This is a genomic window from Flavobacterium phragmitis (genome assembly GCF_900112575.1).
GTDB classification, from domain to species: Bacteria; Bacteroidota; Bacteroidia; order Flavobacteriales; family Flavobacteriaceae; genus Flavobacterium; species Flavobacterium phragmitis.
Map to the genome: position 1 here is coordinate 200,904 of NZ_FOMH01000008.1, position 21,385 is coordinate 222,288.

Sequence of the window (21,385 nt, forward strand, 5' to 3'; positions counted from 1 at the left end):
TTGATTGAATTTTAGTTGGAATAGGATATAAGAAGTCCCTGCTGTTTCATTTGTCTTCAAAAACAGCTGTAATGGAACACGGATGAAACGGATTCGCCCTGCGAAAACGCGGATTTACACAGATAACATATTCAAAAATAAAATCTGTTTAATCCGCGTCTTCGTGATAGCGAATCAGCAAAATCAGTGTCTAATTTAAAGGCATTGTAATTACATCCAGTCTGGTTTTGTAGCACCTTTTAAGTAGTAATCAAAATACTGTTGCATTTTGAGTGTCCAGTCTTTTCTATTGCTGGCATCGTCTAAGGTATGTCCTTCTTTTTTATAGTTTACCAATAAAGCAGGTTTTCCTAAACGACGAAGTGCAAAGAATAAAGATTGTCCTTCTTGATAAGGAACTGCGCGATCATTATCATTATGGAAAATCAAAATAGGTGTTTTAATGTTTTTTGCAGCAAATAAAGGCGAATTTTTGATGTATCCGTCAAGGTTATCGTGCATTGAACTTCCCATACGATATTGATCGGCTTCGTATTTAAACATAGTCGAAATTCCATTGGATCTCATAACAGGATAATTGGCAGTAAAGTTGCTTACGCCAGAACCTACAATTGCACAAGTAAAAAGATCTGTTTTAGTGGTTAAGAAGGAAGTTTCGTAACCTCCAAAACTGTGTCCCTGAATTCCGATCTTACCTTTTTCAGTAATACCATTTGCAATTAAATATTCGACACCGCTCATGACATCATTGTAAACGCTGTTTCCAACATCACCATAAACATAATGAACGTCTGGCTGAAAAACGATATATCCTCTGCTTAAATATGAAGGAATATTAATGTTTGAAGAACTAACTTCTGGCAGCTGATATGCATTAAAATCGGTGGTATGTTTTTCGTAAAAATGAACAATTACGGGATATTTTTTTTTATTGTCGTAATTGTCTGGAAGATAAAGGTTTCCTTGGTTTTCTTTTCCGTTAAAGCTTTTCCATGTCAATATTTTTGCAGTTCCCCAAGCATAATCTTTTTGTTGCGGATTTATATCTGTCATTTTAGATTGTGAACCAAAATTAGCAGTGCACCACCATAAGTCTGGGAAAATAGTATAGCTTTCTTTGCTGAATAATACACTTGAATTATCTCCAGAAACAGCTTCAATTCGAACATTATAATCGGCATTAGCAAATACTTTTGTAATCGTACTATTATTAGCTAATTTATATACTCCTTTTGATTTGCTTTTGATATTAAAACCTATGAAAGTAATTGATTTTTTAGTGTCCAAATCTCCTATAAAGCCAGTTTCATTATAACGAAGCTCTACATTGTTTTTTCTTCCGTAACCTTGCGTGAGCGAATAAGCCTTTTTCTGATTCGTAAGATCGATTGCCCACAAATCAAACTGATCGTAAAGAACTACTGTATTTCCGTTGTTTAGCCAGCCTGCAATTCCGTATGCGCTATAAGCCGATTTCATGTCCACATTTTCATCAGAAACTGAGTAAGGAATTTGCGAACTAATGTTTTTAAACTGCATAGAGTCGGTAGCGAAAACGGTCCAGATCTTTTGCTTTTCATCATACATAACAGCAAAAGTTCCCTGCGGATTCCAAGTGGGACTTCCGAAAATTCCACTAAGTAATTTGGTAGTTTTTCCTGTCGAAGCATCAATCCAATATACATCGTTACGTTCATTAAAAGTCCAATCTACTTCTACAGCATATGGTTTTTTATCAATGGCAAAAACACCTTTGAAGTTTCCAGATTCTGGAATTAAAACTTGATCAAATTCACCTGTTGAAGCAATTTTGATTACTTTTTTATTTTGAATGTCATAAATAAATTTCTGTTCACTTGGAAGCGTTTTCGTATTTCTTAGTAATTCCTGTCTGCGCTCCATAGTTCCCTGATTTGATCTCCAGATTTCAATATTCGATTTTGCAATCTGTGTATTTTCAGGACGTTTATTAGAATTTACTAATAGCGTTATAAAACGAGTGTTTTCGTTTAATCCGTATGCTGTTTTTGAAATCGAATAACCAGATTCGCCTAACTTAATATCATCATAGTTGAATGAAATTTTTGTAGAATTATTATTCAGATTAAAAGAATAAACCACATTAAAATCGGAGCTGCTATTGCCTTTCAAAGTAAAACTGCCGCCATTTTCTTTATCGTTTATTTGAAAATCGCCAAAATCAGAAGCTTTTCCGCTGTAAATAGTTTCTTGTTTTCCGCCAATTGTTCCATGTTTTAGAAAGACTTGATCTTTTTCTATCTGCACATAAACAATTGATTTGTTTTTTAAAAAACGTGACGACTTAATGTTGCTTACAAAAGTACTGTCATTGCTCTCTAAATTGTAACAAACCAAACGCTGCAAGAAGAATTTTCCTTTTGGAGTTTCAGGGCGAGTGTAGTACAGGAAATCGGTTCCGTCAAGTGCATTTGTGTAATGCTTGCTTTTCCAAAGTTTTTTAACTCCTGTTTTTAAATTCTGCAAAAGCGTGCTGTCATTTTTGCTGTACTGAATCCAGTCTTTTTTTCCAATGAACTTTAAATCACTGATATTCTCCAGCACCAATCGTTTACCTTTTGGAGCTTCCTGAATAATGATTTGCTTTTTGTTTTCTTTTTCTTCATCTTGAAAAACAGTATTATACAACATCCATTTTCCATTGTAGGATAAAGCTTTGCTGTTAATTCGCTGCCACGATTGGTATGCCGATTCGTCTACTGCTTTTTTCTGTGCAGATAAACTATGTGCACCCAAAGCGAGTGCACATAGTAAAACTATTTTTTTCATATTTTTTTGATTTTCAAAAAGCAATTATTCGTTTTTCAAAGTATTGATGACATTTGTAAGTTCATCTACTAATTGTCCTGGATTTCCAGAATATCCTTCAGATGTAAAACGGATTTTTCCGTCTTTAATCACCACTTTTCTAGGAATACCGCTTGAATTAAAAATTTTGGCATATTGGCCAAAAGAAGCGTTGTTTGTGCCGCCGCCTTTTTTAACCAAATCAAAGTATGTATTGATTTTTAAGCCTTTTTCTTTTAGATAAGCCAAAGCTTCTTTTTTATAGCCTTCTTTAGTTTCCTGCGTGCTGATAAAATACACTTCAACTTGTTTGTCATCTTTAAAGTTGTTTACCAATTGTTGCATTGCTGGGAAAGCTTTTTTACAAGGTCCGCACCAAGTTGCCCAAAAGTCGATTACGATAATTTTACCGCTGTTTAAAGCCAATTCTTTTGTTTTTCCATCAGATGACTGCACTTTGATTGCAGGAGCTGCAATATCAATCAGGGCGATTTTTTCTTCCGCTTTGTTTTCTTTTTTCAACTGCTCTAAATAAGCAGGGAAATCAGCTTCTTTTTTACCTTCTTTTAAATAGATTTCTTTCAGCTTAGCTGTTGCGCCTTCTGATAAAGTATTGGCTCTTGCCGCATTTTTCAAAACTTCAATAATTGGTTTATTAAATGCTTCTAAAGCTTTGATGTGGATATCGTTGATACTTGCTTTTTCGTAACGTTTTTCGAAAGGAAGTAAATCAAAAGTTTCTAAAACTTCTTTGTATTTTTTCAAAATATCGTACATACGAATCTGAATCACTAATTCGTTGTTAAGCTGATTTTTTGCATTTTCAGTGGCCTGATTTGGAGACCAATAAAGTCCTGATATATAAGACATATCGTTTACTTTTTGCTGCATCTGCTGAATCATTGGCACTGCCATAGTTTCGATAACCGCTGGATCTACAACTTTTAAGTATAATGCTTTAGAAATATTCTGGTGGTAAGCATCATTTAAATTAGCAAAATTCATTGTTGGAATCATAGCCAAAATGGTTTTGTAATCTTTCGTTTCGAAATAATAACCAAACTGCATTTTTGTGATATTATCATAAAAGTACTGTTGAGATGGCGGAACTTCAGAGCTGTATGGAAAATCAGCCAAAAACTGTGTCATTACTTTGTTTCTTTCTCCAGCATCTGCAATGGGCATAATCTTTTGATATGCTTTTTGTCTTACAAAAGCTCCTTTAGGAAATTGTTTTGTGATTACAGTTTCAAGAGAATCGGCCTTAGTTTTATTTTTTAAATCGAATAAATAAATATGATGCACTTTTGTGTACACTTCTTCTGGAAGACTTTTCATGTTTTTTGTAAAGTCGGCTAAAAACTTGCTTCCTAATTCCTGAAATTTTTCTGGTTTTTGTACTTTCAAAACTTGGAAATAAGTATCAAAAAACTCAGGAAATCTATTTCCGTTGGCTGAAACTTCCTTTTTTAACCAATATTCTGTAGCATCGCCATCAATAGAAAAATCTTTGAAGTAACCGCCAAACTGACCATTAAAGTCTTTGTTTCTAAAAGTCGCCCAAGCCAAATCTGCTCCCGGCATTTTTACTTTTGGTTCTTTAAAAGCCACCAGCATATATCCTGCATCCTGATTTGTATCGGTAACTAATCCGTTTTCGGTATTGCCATAGAATTTGAAAGCCATAAAAGCACAGTTTTTTGGAACTGTAAAATCGGCGCTGTAAACAGCGCCATTTTTTTTCATTTTTAGATCTTCAATTTCCCATCTGTAATCATTAAAAACATAAGCATAACCGCTGATATTCTTAACGTTTTCTAGTGGCCCACCTTTTGGATTATAAGTCATGCTGAAAGTTGCTCCAGGAATCGGAATGTCTACCATTCCTTGCAATCTTGATTTAACTTCTTGACTCGTAACCTGTAAGGTAAAGGCGCAGAACGCCAATACCAATAATTTGATATTTTTAATTTTTGTAAACATTGTACGTTTTTTTATTTCCCTAACTCAGGGTTTAGATCGATATAATTTTGATTGATTGGGAAAACATATCCGTCGCTGTTTGGAGCTAGGGTATAGGTTTGGCCTTTGAAAACTCGGCTATAAGTTTTCTGATAAGTCGGATCTAAATTTAAGCGGCGCTGATCAAACCATCTGAATCCGCGTCCGATAAATTCTTTTTGCCTTTCAGTTAAAACCAAATCCAAAGCTTCCTTGTTTGTTGCTGCAGTAACACTGTAAGCTGTTCCTGTCTTAAAACGTTTAGCTCTTAAGATATTTAAATAATCAACTGCTTTTTGTGGCTGTCCGCCTCGCGCGTAACATTCTGCAGCGATAAGATACATTTCTGGCACTGAAACTCCAACGTTTATACCGTTTGTATTGCTGTAAGTCGCAATTCCAAATCCTCTTCCTGTGTAAGTAGGAGAGATGGCAATATTACCGGCAATTGTATAATAATCGTAGCGCAAGTCATTTGTTCCAAAACTGCTTAATAAATCAGGAGACAAAGGAGCTCTATTGTAGGTATTGAGTAAAGTTTTAGAAAATATTACTTCAGGATTCTGAATCAGAACAGGATAACTGTAGCCAGAAGCAAATGTTTTTAAGTCAATCAGGCCATTTTGCATCTGTAAAGCTTTTTCTGCATTTTCAAGACTCAATTGATATTGTCCCATCAATAAATAAGTTCTAGCAAGTAATGCATAAACCGCTCTTTTTGAAGGAAGCACATTGAATTGAGGGTCATTCTGAATGCCATTTGCTAAAGCAGTATTTAAGTCGGATATAATTTGATCGTAAACTTGAGCAACAGTGCTTCTGTCCAATGAAGAAAATAGTTCAGGTTTCAATAAAATAGGCACAGCTTTTTCTGAATTCGCAGAAGCTGGATCAAATTGAGGTCCGTAAGTGTTTACTAGCTGCAAGTAAGCAAACGCTCTATGCACAAAAGCTTCAGCATAGATTTCTTTTTTTTCAGCATCTGTTCCTTTTTGGCTGCTCATTACGCCATCTAGGATTACGTTACTGTAATAAATTGCTTTGTATAATCCGATCCAGTCTGAATCGCCCTGAGAAGGATCGTAAATTCTGTCCTGCCAAGTATAACTGTTGGCCCAAATTGTACTTACTCCGTTTTGATAAGTTGTCGGAAATTCAACATCAGCATTAGCAATAAGATAGATTCCTCCAGAAGAAGTCATATCGTTATAGCTGTTAGCCAATGCCCTGTAATCAGAAGTATATTTTAAAATTCTGTTATTTCCAACCTGTTCAACTTCAACATAATCTCGGCATGAGTTTAGTAAAAGCAAAGGAAGGATTATATATAATGCGGTTTTTAGAAATTTCATGATAATCTGTTTTTTAAATTAAAAAGTGCAATTAAATTGTAACGAGTAATTACGCTGTGGGGCAAGTGTATTGTAATTAGCGTTTGACAAGTATTGCGGATCGATTCCTAAATCATTTTTAACCCAAAGCAATCCAAGATTTCTAGCGGCAAAATTGAAACTTAGTGACTTAATAAATGTTCTTTCTAACCATTGTGACGGCACATTATATCCTAACGAAATCTGCTGCAATCTAATATTGTCTGCAGGAAGCACATTAATATCTGCCATTTGGTAACGGTTCAAGCTGTTAAAGTTAATATTGGTAAGGCCAGGAACATTTGTAATAGCTTCGTCTCCTGCTTTTCTCCATCTGTCAGCTACTAGCTCGTCTTTAGCGACAGCTCCAGACTGTACGCCAGAATATGAAGGATAATTTTGCAATACGGTATTTCTAAATACGTGTCCTGCATAATAAGTTATTTGAACTCCTAATTTGAAATTTTTAAAAGAGAAATCATTCATAAATCCTCCAAAATAAGGAGCAAAAGTAGTTCCCATTTTTTTCAGGTCGTCTTTATCTATTGAAGCAATACCTTGGGTCGATGTAACAATTGTCCCATCTTTTTTGTATACCTGAGATTGTCCAGTTGCATCTAGTCCGGCCCAATTGTAGGCATATACAGTTCCTATGCTGTTTCCAACCATCGGTGACGAACCAAAATACTGATTGGTGCTGTTTAACACATAACGTGAGTCGGTAACCTCATTGGTATTATAAGAAAAATTAAAAGTACTGTTCCATTTAAAAGCGGTGTTTACAATAGTTCCTGATAGAGATAGATCTACACCATGTCCTTTGAGCGAAGCGGTATTATAATTTACAAAAGACCAGCCGTAAGTTGGGTTAAATGGAAGATTTGCTAAAATATCTTTGGTTTTTTTATAATATAAATCAATAGATCCTCTTAAACGATTATTGAAAAAGCCATAATCTAAACCGTAATTTAAGGTTGATGTTGTTTCCCATTTAATTTCAGGATTTTGAGGTATAGAGATACTAGCTGTTGGTAATTGTGTGTTGAAATCAACAGATCCAATACTAATTACTGGACTTTGGCTTCCAAATCCTCCTGGAGGCGAACTTCCCGCTTTACCATAAGTTATCCTAAAGGCTAAACTGCTTAACCAGTTTACGTCCCTCAAGAAAAATTCTTTATTAATGTCCCATTTTGCTCCCGTAGACCATAAAGGCAGAGCTCTATTTTTTCTAGAAGCTCCTAACAAGTTAAAATCATCAAAACGAACACTTCCCGAAACATGATAACGGTTCATGAAATCGTAAGAACCTAATCCGTAGTAAGATAAATAACGGCTTCTTGATTTACTAATGCTATTGTCAGAAGATCCGATAATGCTCTGCCATCCATAAACGGTAGTGTAATAAACAGTTGGATTTACAGATTGTCCTGAGTTAGTGTCAATATTGTAACCATAATATCTTTGACTTGAACCTTCTCGACGCTCTTCTCTAATTTCTGAGCCTGCTAAAAAGTGTAAGCTGTTATTTTCGTTGAAATTCTTATTAATATTCATTTGAAAACGCATACTCTGATTGTCATTGTTCGTGCTCGTATTGTATAAATAAGAACCTAGCGGTATACCGTAAACTAATTTTCCGGCTGTATTAATAGATGTAGCCTGATTGATCATGTTTCGAGTATAATAACTGTCCAGTTCATTTAAAGATTTGATTTTGCTCGTAATAGAAGTATACATTCCGGCGGCCTCAAAATTCAACCAATCTGTGATTGTAGCAGTTAAACTAGCATTTAATCGTATATTGGCTCCTTTTGTTATTACATTCGAATAATTAAGCTCATCTAAGTAATTGTAAGACCAAGGCAAATATCCTTTTGCTTCAAATCCTTGTGAAACTTCTGGCCTGAAAAGAAAATAACGATCAATACCGTTTCCATTTTCGTCTGCAATCATATCATAAGGGCGCAAAGCGGTAGCCGATACATTTGATAAAGCTTCGTTTGCAACGTTATTGCTTTGATAAGTTGTTGGAACGTAATTGATTCCTGTATTTAACTTTAAGAATTTTTTAAGCTGAAAAGAGTTATTCAAGGTAATATTATACGATTTAGAATCATTTCCAACCATGGCTGCCTGATCCTTATTGTATCCTAAAGACAAATAGTAAGAACTTTTGTCGTTTCCGCCACTGATTGATAAATCGTATTGAGTGGTAAGCGAATTTCTTAATAAATATCTATTGATCTGCCCCAAATTATCATTTTGTGCCAGCTGACTTAACAACGCATCCCTTTCAGAAACAGAAATTTGGCCTCTTTTTTGTCTAAACATTATCTCTTGTGCTGCACTTGGGTTCAGCGCCTGCCAGTTCGAGATATTATCAGCAACAAATCCGCCATTTACAAGGTCTTTTTCATAATCAATATATTGGGCTGTGTTCATAACACGAAGTTTGCCCAAATCTATTTTTTCTCCAATGCTTGTCGTGGTATTAAAATTAATGGTTGGTTCACCTTTTTTGCCTTTTTTGGTTGTAATTACGATTACACCATTTGCAGCCTGCGATCCCCAGATGGAACTTGCAGCAGCGTCTTTCAAAATCGTAATGCTTTCGACATCATCTGGATTAAGGAAACTTAAAATAGAAGATCCAGGAACACCTCTTTTAGAGAAAGCAAAATCTTCTCTTGATTGTGGAAAACCATCAATAACGATTAGTGGCTGTCCTGTTCCGCTGAAATTATTAGTTCCCCGAACACTGATAGAACCCGTTCTAGGATCGACATTTACACCTGCCATTTTTCCTTCTAATCTAGATTGAATATCTACTGTTGGAACTTCTGCCAATTCTTTTGCAGTCATTACACCAATAGCTCCAGTAACTCTTTCTTTTGGAAGGTCGGTATAACCGTTAGAAGCTACAATTTCTACAGAATGCAATTCCATAACATCCGGTACAAGTGTTGCATCGATAATTCTTCTATTATTAACAGCAACGGTTACAGTTTTATATCCTAAAGAGCTGAAAACAATAGTATCATAAGGAGAAACTCTCACTCGATATTCACCTTCTTTTCTGGTAATATCCCAACTTTGTTTTCCCTTTAGAATTACGTTTACGCCAACAAGTGGAGCACCTTTTTTATCGGTTACTTTTCCGGTTAAGTCATATTCCAGCTGTTCGGCTTTCTTTTTGTTTCTTTTTACAACAACTTGTTTGTCAATAATGTCAAAGGTTAAATTGTTGCTTCTTAAAGCATTATTTAAGATTTCTTCCAATGTTGCGTCTTTGTCCAATGTAATAGTATTGGCCGATTTTAGCACATCATCATTATAGAAGAAGACATAGTTAGTCTGTTTTTCTAAAGTAGAAAATACCTCGGTTAGTGGCGTGTTCTTGAAACGAACATGTATTTTATTTTGTCCTAAAGAAGGGTTCGCATATAAACTACACATACTTATCCAAATAAATGCAGTAACAGATCTCATAAGCAGCAGATATAGGTAATAGTGGTATCGTCCAGAAAAATACTTTTCTGAATTATGTTTTTTATTCATAATTTTGTTTTGAATTTAAGAGATAGTCAATTAGCGTTGACTACAGTTCTACAATGCCAAAAGATGGTTCCAACATCTTTTGGTTTTTTTTTGGTTAGTTTTTACAAATAAGGTTGATATGTTTATTTTTGGTCTTATATCATAGGCTTTGGTGGTTTTAGAATTGATTTTTTTATTTATTTAATTGTAATAGTTCTTTGGTTTGCGTTAACAGTACAGTTGTTGTTGGTAATACTCGCTAAAGTACTAGCCAGATTATTTAAATTTTCATTTAGAGCAAAAGATCCGGAATAATTAGCGTCGAGGTTTAAATCGGATCCTTTGATAAATTCAATTTTATAATATTTTGAAAGTTTGCCTAAAATGGTATTCAAAGACTGACTTTTGAAAGTAAAATAACCTTCTCTCCAAGATAATATCGAAGCAACATCTTTTCGTTCTACTTTAAGCTGTTTTTGATCTTTATTGATTGTAGCAATCATTCCAGGCGTTAAATCTTCCTGAATTTCCTTGTTGCTTAACAATCCTTTTTTGTTGTATGTAATTCGGACTTTTCCTTGCAATAAAGCAGTTTGAACCGTTTCATCTTCAGGATAGGAACTCACATTGAAAACTGTTCCAAGTACACGGACATTACATTCTTTTGTCTTTACGAAAAAAGGCTTGGCTTTGTTATGTGCGACATCAAAAGCCGCTTCACCAGTTAAATACACTTCACGAATCGATCCGTCAAATTGAGTTGGATAAATTAGGGACGAACCTGAATTTAGCCAAACAGTTGTTCCGTCGGTTAAAACGATTTGTGTTCTTTTTCCGTAAGGAACTCTAACCGTATTAAAAGAAGCGCTGTTGGAGTTGGTATTGATTGCTTGTTCTCCAACCGTAACTTTTTTGCCATTTTTTCCATAGCTAATGATTGAGCTGTCTTGTACAGCAATAGTCTTCTGATCTTGCAGAATAAGAGAGATATCCTCTAAGTCTTCATTAGATTCAGTTGTGGCTCCTTTTTCAGCAAAAAGCTCTAAATCTGTTTTAGGTTTGCTTACTGGAGTTCGGTTTAGAAACAATCCAGCTAAAAGTGCCACGCTCGCAGCTGCAGAAAAGGCGATTAATCTTTTCTTTCTTCTGCGTCTGGTTTCTTTTTGTTCCAGCTCGATTAGTCCGTGACGAATTTGATTCTTTAAAGAATCTTTTTCATCGTTTGATATTTTATTAAAATTAATTTGCAAGGCGATGTTTTTTATGGGGTATATAATACTAAGAGAACGACTCTTGTAAAACATAGACATAAAAAATAACCTTTTTTTAAAGTTTTTTTCTTAAATCTTTCAAACACCTGTATATCAGTGTCCTGCAAGACTCGATAGAAATGCCTAAAATAGAGGCAATTTCTTCATAAGGTTTGTCTTCGTTAAATCTGTAGAATAAAGCTTTGCGCTGTTTATCGGTAAGTTCTTCCATTGCAAAAGCCAGTCTGGAGTTCAGCGCTTGATGGTTTTCTTCTTCAATTAAAGTGTCTTCAAAAGAAAGTTCTTTTAGTATAACCGAATCATAGTCAGTACTTAATGAAAATGTTTTTTGAGTGGCTTTATGTTTTTTTAAAACATTTCGCTGTGTGATTTTAAACAAATACGATTTTACATTGACACTTTCGGCAAGACCGCTTCGGTATTTGTAAATGTCTAGAAAAACATCGTGAATCGCATCTTTAGCGATAGAAGTTTCGTTAGTATATTGTAAAGCAAAAGTAAGTAAAACGTCAGCGTAGTTATCATACAGCTTCTCAAAGGCGGTAATATCACCTTTTTTAATCTGTTGCCATAATAAAATATCTGATGTGGTATTCTCCATTTAAGGAATAAAATTGCTATTGTTTTTAAAGCAAATCTAAAACTTTTATCAGTTGATTGAATAATATTTCGAATATTTCGCATCATTTTGAAGATTTTGGTCAAAATAATGGCGATAATTTTGTTAAAATGAGTTTGAAGGAATTGTGTTGATATTAGCATGAAAGGAAAGAGATCTTTTGTAGAAATAATCTTTTTCTTAACATTGTTGCAAAGTAAAAATAAACTCAAAAAGAGTTTAACTCATTCAATCTCTTTAAACTAATCATCAATAAAATTCAAAATTGTAAACATTTATGCCACATCGTTATTATTTTGAAGATACGTAATAAAAGCCAAAGGAGAAACGCCCGTAATTTTTTTGAATGTAATAGTAAATCGAGTGTGCGAAGCAAAACCAGCTTGATCGGCCAGATAACTTATTTTATATTTTAAATAACTCGGATCGTTTTTTAAGCAATCGACGATATAATTGATTTTTAACTCATTAATATATCCCGCAAAATCTTTTGATTTATGTTTGTTGATAACATAAGACAAATAACGGTGGTTGATATTTAATTCTGAAGCCACAGAATTGAGCGACAAGGTTTTGTTGAGATAAAAAAGAGAATTTTCAAATTCGTTTAGTTTTTCCAGAATTGCATTTTCAGTCGCCTCAGACATATATTCTTTGGAAGCATCTTTCTTTATTTCGGGTTCTGTTTCTTCCGTAAAAGCAACTTTGTTATTTTCGATAAAAGCTTTTATTTTTTTATGATCCTGTTTTCTCTTATAGATATATAGTGCGATGGTAGTCAAAATGGAAGAAGCGCAAATACCTATAATAATAAGTTTATGTTTTTGATATTTAGACTGACTGTCCAAATGGTTTTTTCGGATGGAACGAATTAAATCGTCTGCAATTACTTTTTTATTGTCATTGTCAGCTTTGGCTAGTTTTAAATTCTTTTCGTTGTAGGTGATATATTTTTTGGAATCGGTCTTTTTATAGAATTCCATTAACGAATTGTAAACCTCTTGTTTTAAGGCAGAGTAATCCGATTTTTCGGCAATTTCTTCCGCTTTTTTATAATGCAATAATGCCTTTTTATAATCTTTTGTGAGAACATAAACTTTTGCCAATCCATTATAAATAAAACCTTTTAACGGATTGTCATAAGACAAAGATCCTTGCAGTTCTTTTGCTGCTTTTTCGTAATGATATAAAGCAGAATCCGCTTTATGCAGTTCCAGATAGTTTCGGGCAATCAGTTCGTCGTTAATGGCAATCTGATAGTTTTTATCGCTTACAGAAGCCGCTTTTTCAAACAATTGAATTCCTTTTTTAAGATGTAAAATGGCTTTGGAATAATTCGATTCCAGTAATTCATAACAAGCAAGTTCCTGCGATAAATTTCCCTGAAAACGATACATTTCACTTTCGTCCTTGATTTTTTTGCTAATCGTAACGGCTTTGTTCAGATACGTTTTCCCAATATCATAAATTTCGCTTTCACGGTAAAGAGAAGCCATAAATCCATAAATTTTAGCTTGAAGAGCATAATCTTTGTCCAGCAATGCCAAACTATCGGCTTGTTTTAATGCATTAATTGCTTCATTATTAATTCCGTACTGGTACAAAAGGTGCGCCTTCAACATACGCGTTTTTATTCTGTCAGTATTGTTTTTTGCAAGTGTATAGAGATAATCAGTATTGCTCAAAGCTTTTTTCGGATTTGAACTTAGCAAAACCTGATAGGTTTCGGTATAAATACTTTCGAATGACTGCTGCGAATAACAGAGACTATACGAAAGAATACAAGCAAATAGGAGGAGAGTGTTTTTTAATTGCATGTGGTATTTAGTTATAAATTAAATCAAACAGTTTTATATTATGAATATAGATTCTGTTTTAATAATATAATTTTAGTATAGTAAACGGGGAATGTAGGTATAATTTTTCAAAATATTGTGGCCTATTTATTTTATTAACAACATTAAATTTTTATGTGTAATTAGTCTTTAACGTTTTGCATCAAATAGATGAACTTTGAACTGATTAATTGAAGTTTTGAACTTCAAAATGAGTCGATTTTTAAAACATTTTAATTCAGTTATTTACGTTTTATCTTTAGAGAAAATATTTTACTTATTACGTAATTGGTAAAGAGACGCTCGATTTTCACCTCTCACAAATGACTAGTTTCGCAGCTAAGTTTTTGAATGGAAAGGATTAGTTTTTTGTTTTAAAGCTTTTTTTTGTTGGGCTGCTGGTTTCGTACAAAAGCTGCACCATTTCCTCCAATATTTATTCCCTAATTACATTAAACCAATCCTGTTCATGGCAGGCTCTAGAGGGGTCCGGAGTATATTTGCTTTTGATGTATTTGATAGATTTTTGGATGAAGCACTTGAAACCAGCAGTTTTTTTTAAAATTTTTAAAAAACGAATATCCCATAATGAAAAGAAAATATACCAAATCGGCATTATTGTTACTAGACATACAAAACGATTACTTCTACAAAGGAAAAATGGAGTTTCGCGGTAGTTATGAAGTGGCGGCTAAAGCCAAAAAAACGTTGGATATTTTTAGAAAAAAAAGAAGAACAATTATACATATTCAGCATATAGCAATCCAAAAGAATGCTGCTTGCTTTATTTCGGGTACTTATGGAGCAGAAATTTATGAAGAAGTTATGCCGTTGGAAAATGAAACGGTTATTGTTAAAAATAATCCCAACAGTTTTATAGATACCAATTTGTATGACTATTTGAAAAACAATCAAATAGAAAATTTAACTATCGTTGGAATGATGGCTGATATGGCCAATGATCCAACTGTACGAACAGCCAAAGATTTAGGATTTAATGTACAATTGGTAGAAAATAAAACAGCTGAAATTGTTTAAGATAGCAAATTTAAAGGCTTCTATTCTAAAATTAAATCAAACAAAAAAACAGATTTAGTTAAAACAAATATAAAAATGATGTACTTTTGCCGTCAAAATAACTAACAAGCAGTTGAAAAGGTTAACCATCATAGTACTTTCCATTTTAATTTTGTCGCCATCATTTGGCAGCTTGTTCGTTTATGCTTCCTTCAAAATCAATCAAGAAGAAATTGCAAAAACGATTTGTGTACAGCGTAAACAAGTCTTCAACAACTGTAACGGTCGATGCGAACTTCAAAAAAGCATCAAAAAATATTCAGATAACGAAAAGAAAATGCAGGACAGCCTAAAAGAGAAATCAGAGCTTGTTTATGTACAAAATACTGCTGAAGTTGTTATCAATGCAGTTCCAGTTATCGAATCAAAAGAAAATACTTCTATTTTGTTCGAAAAGAAACCAATCAAGGCTTCTAATCTTACTTTTCATCCTCCGCTCGTTTAATTCGAGATCATTTTCTGTTTTTGAATCTAATGGCATTGTTCTTTTTGGAATGATGTAAAAAGAGGCAATATTCCGGATTTCCTATATATTTTGAATATTGTAGAAATTCAGTTTAATACTTGAATCTGCGTTACTTTTTCATACAGAAAAAAATGATCTTATTCCTTCAATTGAAAATGCTCTAGATCCATTTTCAATTCAAAACAGCATTAAAATTTCACGGCATTTGCACTTTCCTAGAAGGATGGTTTTATGCTGCATTTTAAAACGTTTTTCAAACATTCATTACCAATGAAATCTTTTAAAATTTTAGTAATGGCACTATTAGGTGTGATTACTTCCTGTACAATCGATAAAACAGATTATGAAGCTGAAATCGGTTCACAAGTTCCAGAATATTATGAGTTTAAAGAAGCCGTTTCGTTAACCAGTGGCAACTATAAAATTTGCATTGAAGCCTTGAACGGAACCTTTTATAAAGGCTACAACGAACTTCATTTAAAAGTTATCAATGCACAAACCAATCAAAGTGTAAATGCTTCTGACTTGACTTTTCTACCAATTCTAAGTACTAATGAAACTTCAAGTTCTTGTCCGCACGAATACAATGTATCGTATGATGCGACAAATAAATATTTCTCTGGATATGCTGTTTTTACGAGCGAAACAGCAGTTTCAAATAGCTGGAAATTATATGTAAGTTTTAAAGTTGACAATCAGAAATACGAAGTCAATAAAGAAATTTCGGTTGAAAAGCAGAGCAATAAAAACCTCAATATGACCACTTTTACGGGAAAGGATAACGAACAATATGTAATTGCGTTAATTTCTCCGCAGAAACCAAAAGTGGCCGAAAATCCATTGATTGCAGGTATTTACAAATACAATAAACCGACAAGTCAAGCCGGAACTTTTCCAGATCCAACACAATTTTCGTATTCAGAAGTAAACGGTTATACTTTGAAATTGGATCCAAGAATGCCAGAACCTTCTATGGGAAATCATTCTTCGCCAAACAATCAGGATTTGACACAGCAAAATGACGGTTTGTACCATGGTGTTGTCAATTATACCATGACAGGAAATTGGACTTTGAATTTAATCCTAATGAACCAAAACGGATTAATTGTAAAAGGAACCGTAGTTCCAACCGATTTTACGCCTGGAGTAGAAGGAGTAAAGAGTGAATTATTTATTGATACTTTATTCTAACAGTATGAAATATAGTATATTATTTCTTTTTTTAGGAATGTCGGCAATGGCTCAAAATCATCACGTACATCACGACAGCATTAAAAATTTAGAAGAAGTTCAGGTAAAAAATGCGACCAAAAAGAAAATAGAAACCCAAATGAAAATGGCGGTTTCAGTTGATGAATTTTTGTCTTCTGCAGATAATATCAGTTTTATCAAGCGCGGTGCTTATGCCTGGGAACCGCTGTTGAACAATATGAGTACAGAACGTTCTACAGTAACTATTGACGGAATGCACATTTTTGGCGCTTGTACCGATAAAATGGATCCGATTACGTCTTATGTAGAAAGCAATAACCTTTCGACAATCGATATAAAATCAGGACAGGAAGGAAGTTTGCACGGTTCTACTATTGCCGGAAGCATCGATTTAAAAAGAAAAAGTACACCCTTTGGTCTTGCCAAAAAATGGAACGGTGCTTACCAAAGCGGATTTGAATTCAATAACAAACAATTTTTCAATCTTGGAAACATAGCCTATTCAGGCGAAAAATTTGTTGCCGAAGGAAGTATTTCGTACCGAAAAGCAGATGATTATGATGATGGAAATAACGATGAAGTTAAACATTCGCAATATAAAAAGTTCAATACGTCATTAGGGTTTGCTTATAAAACAAGTGATTTATCTGCTGTGAGAGTAGACGCGATTTTTGATATGGCAAAAGACGTAGGTTATCCAGCTCTTCCAATGGATTTATCGCTTTCTCGTGCCTTAATTACTTCAGCTTCGTACAAACAATTATTCGAAGACGGATTTGTAAAAGTGATTGATTCTAAGATTTATTTCAATGCAATCGAACATTATATGGACGATACGACGCGACCTGAAAATCTGGTTCACATGGATATGCCGGGCTGGAGCACGACTTATGGTCTGGTTTCGAAAGCCAATTTGAAAAAGAATAGTTATTCGTCTGAAATACAATTGAATGCTTACGATAATTTGTCTATTGCCGAAATGAGAATGTATCCGCAAGATAGAAGCGAAAGAACCATGTTTGCTTACAGCTGGCCTTGGGTTACAACTCGTTTTGCTGGACTGTCGATGAATAATTCCTGGGATCTTTCAGAGAAAAGTCAGGTGAATTTGGGTGGCTCTTTGGGAGTAAATTACAATTATTCTAAATATGTAGAATTCAACTGGATTTTTCATCCCGGAGCTTCTCAGGAAAAAACGAGATTTTTACCGAGTTTGCATGCAGGTTATAATCTGAACATCGATCAGTTTAATTTTTCTGTAGGAACGGGTTACGGACACAGAGCGCCTTCTGTTTCTGAAGGTTACGGTTATTATATCTACAATAGTTTTGACCGTTACGATTACATTGGAAATCCTGATTTGAAAAATGAAATTTCGTATGAAGGAAATGCATCTGCTGGTTTTAAAAATGAAAGATTAAGCATTCAGGGCAAACTGAATTATTTCTATATCGAAAACTATATTATTGGTAGAATCCTCAGTATGGGAAGTCCGATGAATTATCAGTCGGTTGGAGTAAAAGGTTACACTTCATTGGATTATGCGACGCTTTTAAATATGTCGATGAATGTGAGTTACGATATTTTAGAACATTTACATTGGAACGGAACGGTAACATATGCGCGCGGAGTGGATAGTAACGGAGGAAATCTGCCTTTTATTCGTCCGTTAAGTTATCTGACTTCGCTTCATTTCATGCATAAAAATTTTGGAATCCAGACTTCTGTAAATGGCGATTTTGAGCAAATCAATTACAGTCCGGAATACGGAGAAGATCAAACACCGGCGTACGTAATTTGGAATCTTTCAGCCAATTATACTTTTAAAATCAATAATCTAAAAGCCGTTGTTCAAGCTGGAGCAGAGAATTTATTAAATGAATATTACAGCACTTATGCCGACTGGGGAAATATTCCAAGAATGGGGCGTAATATTTTTACTTCTTTAAAATTAAATTTCTAAGAAAATGAAAAAGGTTTTTAGTTTCACAATGATAATGCTTTTACTGCTGGTTTCTTTCCAGCAGGCATTGATTATTGTACACTTTAAACTGAATCAGAAGAGTATAGAAAAGGAATTCTGTGTCAATAAAACAAAACCAGAATTACAATGTCATGGTAAATGTCATTTGAAGAAAGAACTCGAAAAATCGGATAATAACAGTGATTTAGAACTAACGAGCATTAGTAAAAAGATTGACATTGTTCTGAATTCAGATATTGGATTTTTCTGCAGCCTTATAAAAGAAATAAATTCCAGAAAAGTATTGATATATAAAGAGACCGGGCAAACAGAACCTTGTCTCGAAATTTTTGTACCACCGCCTATTTGCTGATTAATTCCCCTCAATTGAAATTAATTTAAACACATAGAAACCTAGTTTTTCGGAGTCTAGAAAAAGCCATTTCACTTGCATCAATACATATAGCTATGTGTTAAATGATGTGTCATTTTTATTTAATCTTTATCAATTCAAATAAAATCTATGTTTCTATGTGTTTAAGATTATTTACAGTTAGAATGGAAAAAGATGTACCAAAAGCATCTTTTAGGCATAATTAATTACAAAAATTTAAATATCACAAAATGCAAAATTTTAAAAAATACCTTTTATTATCTCTTGCCGCTTTGGCTTTCGTATCATGTTCAGACAATGATGACAATCCTGCTGCGAACAATGTAACGTTGGAATTCAATAATACTTTCAAAAGTACTACCATTGTTTTAGGAAACGCGGCTTCGACTTCGGCTACAGCCAATACTTCTGCAGCAGGACAAGTACACCATTTTTCGGAATTGAAATACGTAATCAGCAATATTCGTCTGGTAAAAGACAATGGAGATGAAGTGCCGTACAATGTAAACGATTTGGATAAAGGAGCAACAGTAATCGATCAGGCAAAAACAGCTTCTTTGAGTTATGTTTTAAGCAATGTGCCTTCTGCAACTTACAAGCAGATTAAATTTGGTTTAGGAATCAAGGCGGAGCAAAATACTTTAGATCAGGTTAGGTTTCCTAATTTCTATGCTTTAGCGGGTGCAAATGATACTGCCATGATGTGGGAATGGGGAAGCGGTTACCGTTTTACTAAAATTGAAGGTTTTTATGGTACTGATAATAAAACCATGTCAATCCATACAGGAAGTACGGTTGAAGGGACTAAAGATGTTCCGTCAAGTTATACGCAGGGAGTAAACGCTTATAGAGATATTACTTTAAACCTAACAACAAATGCAGTGGTTGGAAGCAAAGCGCCAAAAATTAAGATTCAGGCTGATTTCGATAAATTATTAAGCGGTAAAACCAATACCATTACTTTATCAACTGGTACTGGAATGAATGATAACGCTACTCCAAATATTCATACTGCTGCTCAAATGGCAAAATTTGTAGATAATTTAGGCGGAAACGGATCAAGCGATATTACTGGAATGTTTTCTGTTACTGCTGTAGAAAACTAAAAAAAGAGTACGCGGATGAAACGGATTTACTTCGTAAAGCCCCAGATAAAAATAGATAAAAAAATCCGTTCGAATCCGCGTCTTCGCGATAGCGAATCCGTTTAATCCGTGTCCTATTTCCAGAGCTGTTTAAACAGTTCAATTTTTAAAATTCATTTAAAATGAAAAAAATACTAGGTTTCGTAATAGCAATATTGTTTCTGACTTCCTGTAATAGCGAAGATTCGGAAATGCTGGCTATTGATAATCCTGAAATTGATTTAAAAATTCCGGCCGATTTTCCGGAACTGAATGCTTTTGTAAGTCAGAACAAACCGACTCAATATGGTGTAGAATTGGGAGAAAAATTGTTTTCGGATAAACGATTCAGTGCCGATAATACAATTTCGTGTTCCAGCTGTCATATTCAGGAAAATGCTTTTACAGATCAGAAAACACAAGCAGTCGGAATTGAAGGCAGAATCGGACTTCGAAATACACCGTCGATTCAGAATTTGGCTTTTATGAAGTTTTACAATTGGGATGGAAGCAAATTACAGCTTGAAAATCAGCCTTTAGTACCCATTATCACACATGAAGAAATGGATTCCTCGATTTTGGAAGTAATGGGTAAAATTAAGAACGATGCTGTTTACAAAGACTTGTTCAGAAAAGCTTTTGGAGATGAAAATATTACACCTGAAAGAATCTATAAAAGTATTGCACAGTTTGAATATACCTTGATTTCTGCCAACAGTAAATACGATAAAGTAAAACGCAAAGAAGTTTCTTTTACAGAAAGTGAATTAAAAGGCTATCAAACTTTTCAGCAGAAATGTGCAAGCTGTCATGAAGGAGAATTGTTCACGGACCAAAGTTTCAGAAATATTGGTTTTCCTCTAAATACAGATACCAATGAAGCCGGACGCGCCAGAGTTACGGGAATTGCAGCAGATTTTATGAGTTTCCGAGTTCCAACTTTACGAAATATAGAATACACCGCTCCATACGGAAGTTTTGGACAGTTTCCAACATTGAAATCGGTTTTAGATTATTTTGATAATGGTGTTTTAGACGCTGATAATTTGGATCCGATTTTTAAAGAGAATGGAAAAAGAATTCCGTTGACAGAAGAAGAAAAAGTAAATCTGATTGCTTTTATGAAGACCTTTAGCGATGCAACGTTTACGAAGAGATAAAAATATTTGTAGATTAAAATAAAAAGTTTAGTAGAGGCCAATATTCATAGCCAATAAGAGAATTTACAATTTAAACGGGATTTAGATATATATATAAAAAGCCTCGGAGAGGCGAAATATTTATAGCTGTTAATATGATTTACAACATAAAGCTTCAGCGGAGCGACATATAATATGTCGTTCCACTGGAGCTTTTTTCATTTTTATGATTGGAATTTCTAATAAATATTTAAGCCCTTTCAGAGCATTAAACCTGAAATCAAAAACGATTTTTAAATAAATCAAAGAAAAATTAACGTATTTAGGCATTTTCAGGTCAAAAGATGTTGCAGATTATAACTTGCAACACATTAAAAAAGAATCAAAAACGGATAATATATAAATTAGTGTTAGGAAATGAAAAAACACAAATTTCCTGATAATGATTTCTAATAAATATCTGCCCGTAAAATTCAGTATATAGTAGATTTTCGCATTCAACAATTTCAAAATTGAATTAATAATACTCAACTACAAAAACTATATAC

General features: G+C 34.0%; 14 protein-coding genes. 7 read left to right on the forward strand and 7 right to left on the reverse strand.

The genetic code is table 11. The features are described from left to right. Positions 1-210 precede the first annotated feature (210 nt). The 7 genes from BM289_RS15655 to BM289_RS15685 all read right to left on the reverse strand — a co-directional run bounded on the left by BM289_RS15655 (position 211) and on the right by BM289_RS15685 (position 13,444). Positions 211-2,808 carry an alpha/beta hydrolase family protein gene (locus BM289_RS15655; protein WP_143102091.1) on the reverse strand — a complete coding sequence of 866 codons (2,598 nt, stop codon included), beginning with the start codon at positions 2,806-2,808 and terminating at the stop codon, positions 211-213. Between the two features lie 24 nt (positions 2,809-2,832). Then, on the reverse strand, positions 2,833-4,809 hold the full coding sequence (locus BM289_RS15660; RefSeq protein WP_091495209.1) for a TlpA family protein disulfide reductase: 1,977 nt from the start codon (positions 4,807-4,809) through the stop codon (positions 2,833-2,835). Positions 4,810-4,820: 11 nt separating this feature from the next. Continuing rightward, positions 4,821-6,179: a RagB/SusD family nutrient uptake outer membrane protein gene (locus BM289_RS15665; RefSeq protein ID WP_091495211.1), complete on the reverse strand. Its 1,359-nt coding sequence runs from the start codon at positions 6,177-6,179 to the stop codon at positions 4,821-4,823. Positions 6,180-6,197: 18 nt separating this feature from the next. After that, on the reverse strand, positions 6,198-9,758 hold the full coding sequence (locus BM289_RS15670; protein ID WP_091495213.1) for a SusC/RagA family TonB-linked outer membrane protein: 3,561 nt from the start codon (positions 9,756-9,758) through the stop codon (positions 6,198-6,200). A gap of 176 nt (positions 9,759-9,934) precedes the next feature. Continuing rightward, positions 9,935-10,987: a FecR family protein gene (locus BM289_RS15675; RefSeq protein WP_167365437.1), complete on the reverse strand. Its 1,053-nt coding sequence runs from the start codon at positions 10,985-10,987 to the stop codon at positions 9,935-9,937. Positions 10,988-11,063: 76 nt separating this feature from the next. Next, a complete protein-coding gene (locus BM289_RS15680) occupies positions 11,064-11,609 on the reverse strand; it encodes an RNA polymerase sigma factor (RefSeq protein WP_091495217.1) in 546 nt (181 codons plus the stop codon). A 293-nt stretch (positions 11,610-11,902) separates the two neighbouring features. Beyond that, positions 11,903-13,444 (reverse strand): tetratricopeptide repeat protein, encoded by a 1,542-nt coding sequence (locus BM289_RS15685; RefSeq protein WP_091495219.1) that lies wholly within the window; start codon positions 13,442-13,444, stop codon positions 11,903-11,905. A 606-nt stretch (positions 13,445-14,050) separates the two neighbouring features. Between BM289_RS15685 and BM289_RS15690 the strand changes: the two genes are divergently transcribed. The 7 genes from BM289_RS15690 to BM289_RS15720 all read left to right on the forward strand — a co-directional run bounded on the left by BM289_RS15690 (position 14,051) and on the right by BM289_RS15720 (position 20,858). Further along, positions 14,051-14,500: an isochorismatase family protein gene (locus BM289_RS15690; RefSeq protein ID WP_091495221.1), complete on the forward strand. Its 450-nt coding sequence runs from the start codon at positions 14,051-14,053 to the stop codon at positions 14,498-14,500. A 112-nt stretch (positions 14,501-14,612) separates the two neighbouring features. Then, positions 14,613-14,984, forward strand: coding sequence for a hypothetical protein (locus BM289_RS15695; protein WP_244165387.1), 372 nt, complete (start codon positions 14,613-14,615; stop codon positions 14,982-14,984). Between the two features lie 291 nt (positions 14,985-15,275). Continuing rightward, complete coding sequence (locus BM289_RS15700) at positions 15,276-16,196, forward strand: hypothetical protein (RefSeq protein ID WP_091495410.1); 921 nt, start codon at positions 15,276-15,278, stop codon at positions 16,194-16,196. A 4-nt stretch (positions 16,197-16,200) separates the two neighbouring features. Then, on the forward strand, positions 16,201-18,180 hold the full coding sequence (locus BM289_RS15705; protein ID WP_091495411.1) for a TonB-dependent receptor plug domain-containing protein: 1,980 nt from the start codon (positions 16,201-16,203) through the stop codon (positions 18,178-18,180). Positions 18,181-18,184: 4 nt separating this feature from the next. Beyond that, a complete protein-coding gene (locus BM289_RS15710) occupies positions 18,185-18,553 on the forward strand; it encodes a hypothetical protein (protein WP_091495225.1) in 369 nt (122 codons plus the stop codon). Positions 18,554-18,804: 251 nt separating this feature from the next. Beyond that, complete coding sequence (locus BM289_RS15715) at positions 18,805-19,680, forward strand: MbnP family protein (protein WP_091495227.1); 876 nt, start codon at positions 18,805-18,807, stop codon at positions 19,678-19,680. 161 nt (positions 19,681-19,841) lie between these two features. After that, entirely contained in the window at positions 19,842-20,858 is a 1,017-nt protein-coding gene (locus BM289_RS15720; protein ID WP_091495229.1) for a cytochrome-c peroxidase, read from the forward strand. The last annotated feature ends 527 nt before the right edge of the window (positions 20,859-21,385 follow it).

Excerpts from the sequence above, each read along its gene's own strand:
- BM289_RS15690 (WP_091495221.1), top strand. The coding sequence starts at position 14,051 with ATGAAAAGAAAATATACCAAATCGGCATTATTGTTACTAGACATACAA.
- BM289_RS15670 (WP_091495213.1), bottom strand. The coding sequence starts at position 9,758 with ATGAATAAAAAACATAATTCAGAAAAGTATTTTTCTGGACGATACCAC.
- BM289_RS15655 (WP_143102091.1), bottom strand. The coding sequence starts at position 2,808 with ATGAAAAAAATAGTTTTACTATGTGCACTCGCTTTGGGTGCACATAGT.
- BM289_RS15680 (WP_091495217.1), bottom strand. The coding sequence starts at position 11,609 with ATGGAGAATACCACATCAGATATTTTATTATGGCAACAGATTAAAAAA.
- BM289_RS15720 (WP_091495229.1), top strand. The coding sequence starts at position 19,842 with ATGAAAAAAATACTAGGTTTCGTAATAGCAATATTGTTTCTGACTTCC.
- BM289_RS15685 (WP_091495219.1), bottom strand. The coding sequence starts at position 13,444 with ATGCAATTAAAAAACACTCTCCTCCTATTTGCTTGTATTCTTTCGTAT.
- BM289_RS15705 (WP_091495411.1), top strand. The coding sequence starts at position 16,201 with ATGAAATATAGTATATTATTTCTTTTTTTAGGAATGTCGGCAATGGCT.
- BM289_RS15665 (WP_091495211.1), bottom strand. The coding sequence starts at position 6,179 with ATGAAATTTCTAAAAACCGCATTATATATAATCCTTCCTTTGCTTTTA.
- BM289_RS15710 (WP_091495225.1), top strand. The coding sequence starts at position 18,185 with ATGAAAAAGGTTTTTAGTTTCACAATGATAATGCTTTTACTGCTGGTT.
- BM289_RS15660 (WP_091495209.1), bottom strand. The coding sequence starts at position 4,809 with ATGTTTACAAAAATTAAAAATATCAAATTATTGGTATTGGCGTTCTGC.
- BM289_RS15715 (WP_091495227.1), top strand. The coding sequence starts at position 18,805 with ATGCAAAATTTTAAAAAATACCTTTTATTATCTCTTGCCGCTTTGGCT.
- BM289_RS15700 (WP_091495410.1), top strand. The coding sequence starts at position 15,276 with ATGAAATCTTTTAAAATTTTAGTAATGGCACTATTAGGTGTGATTACT.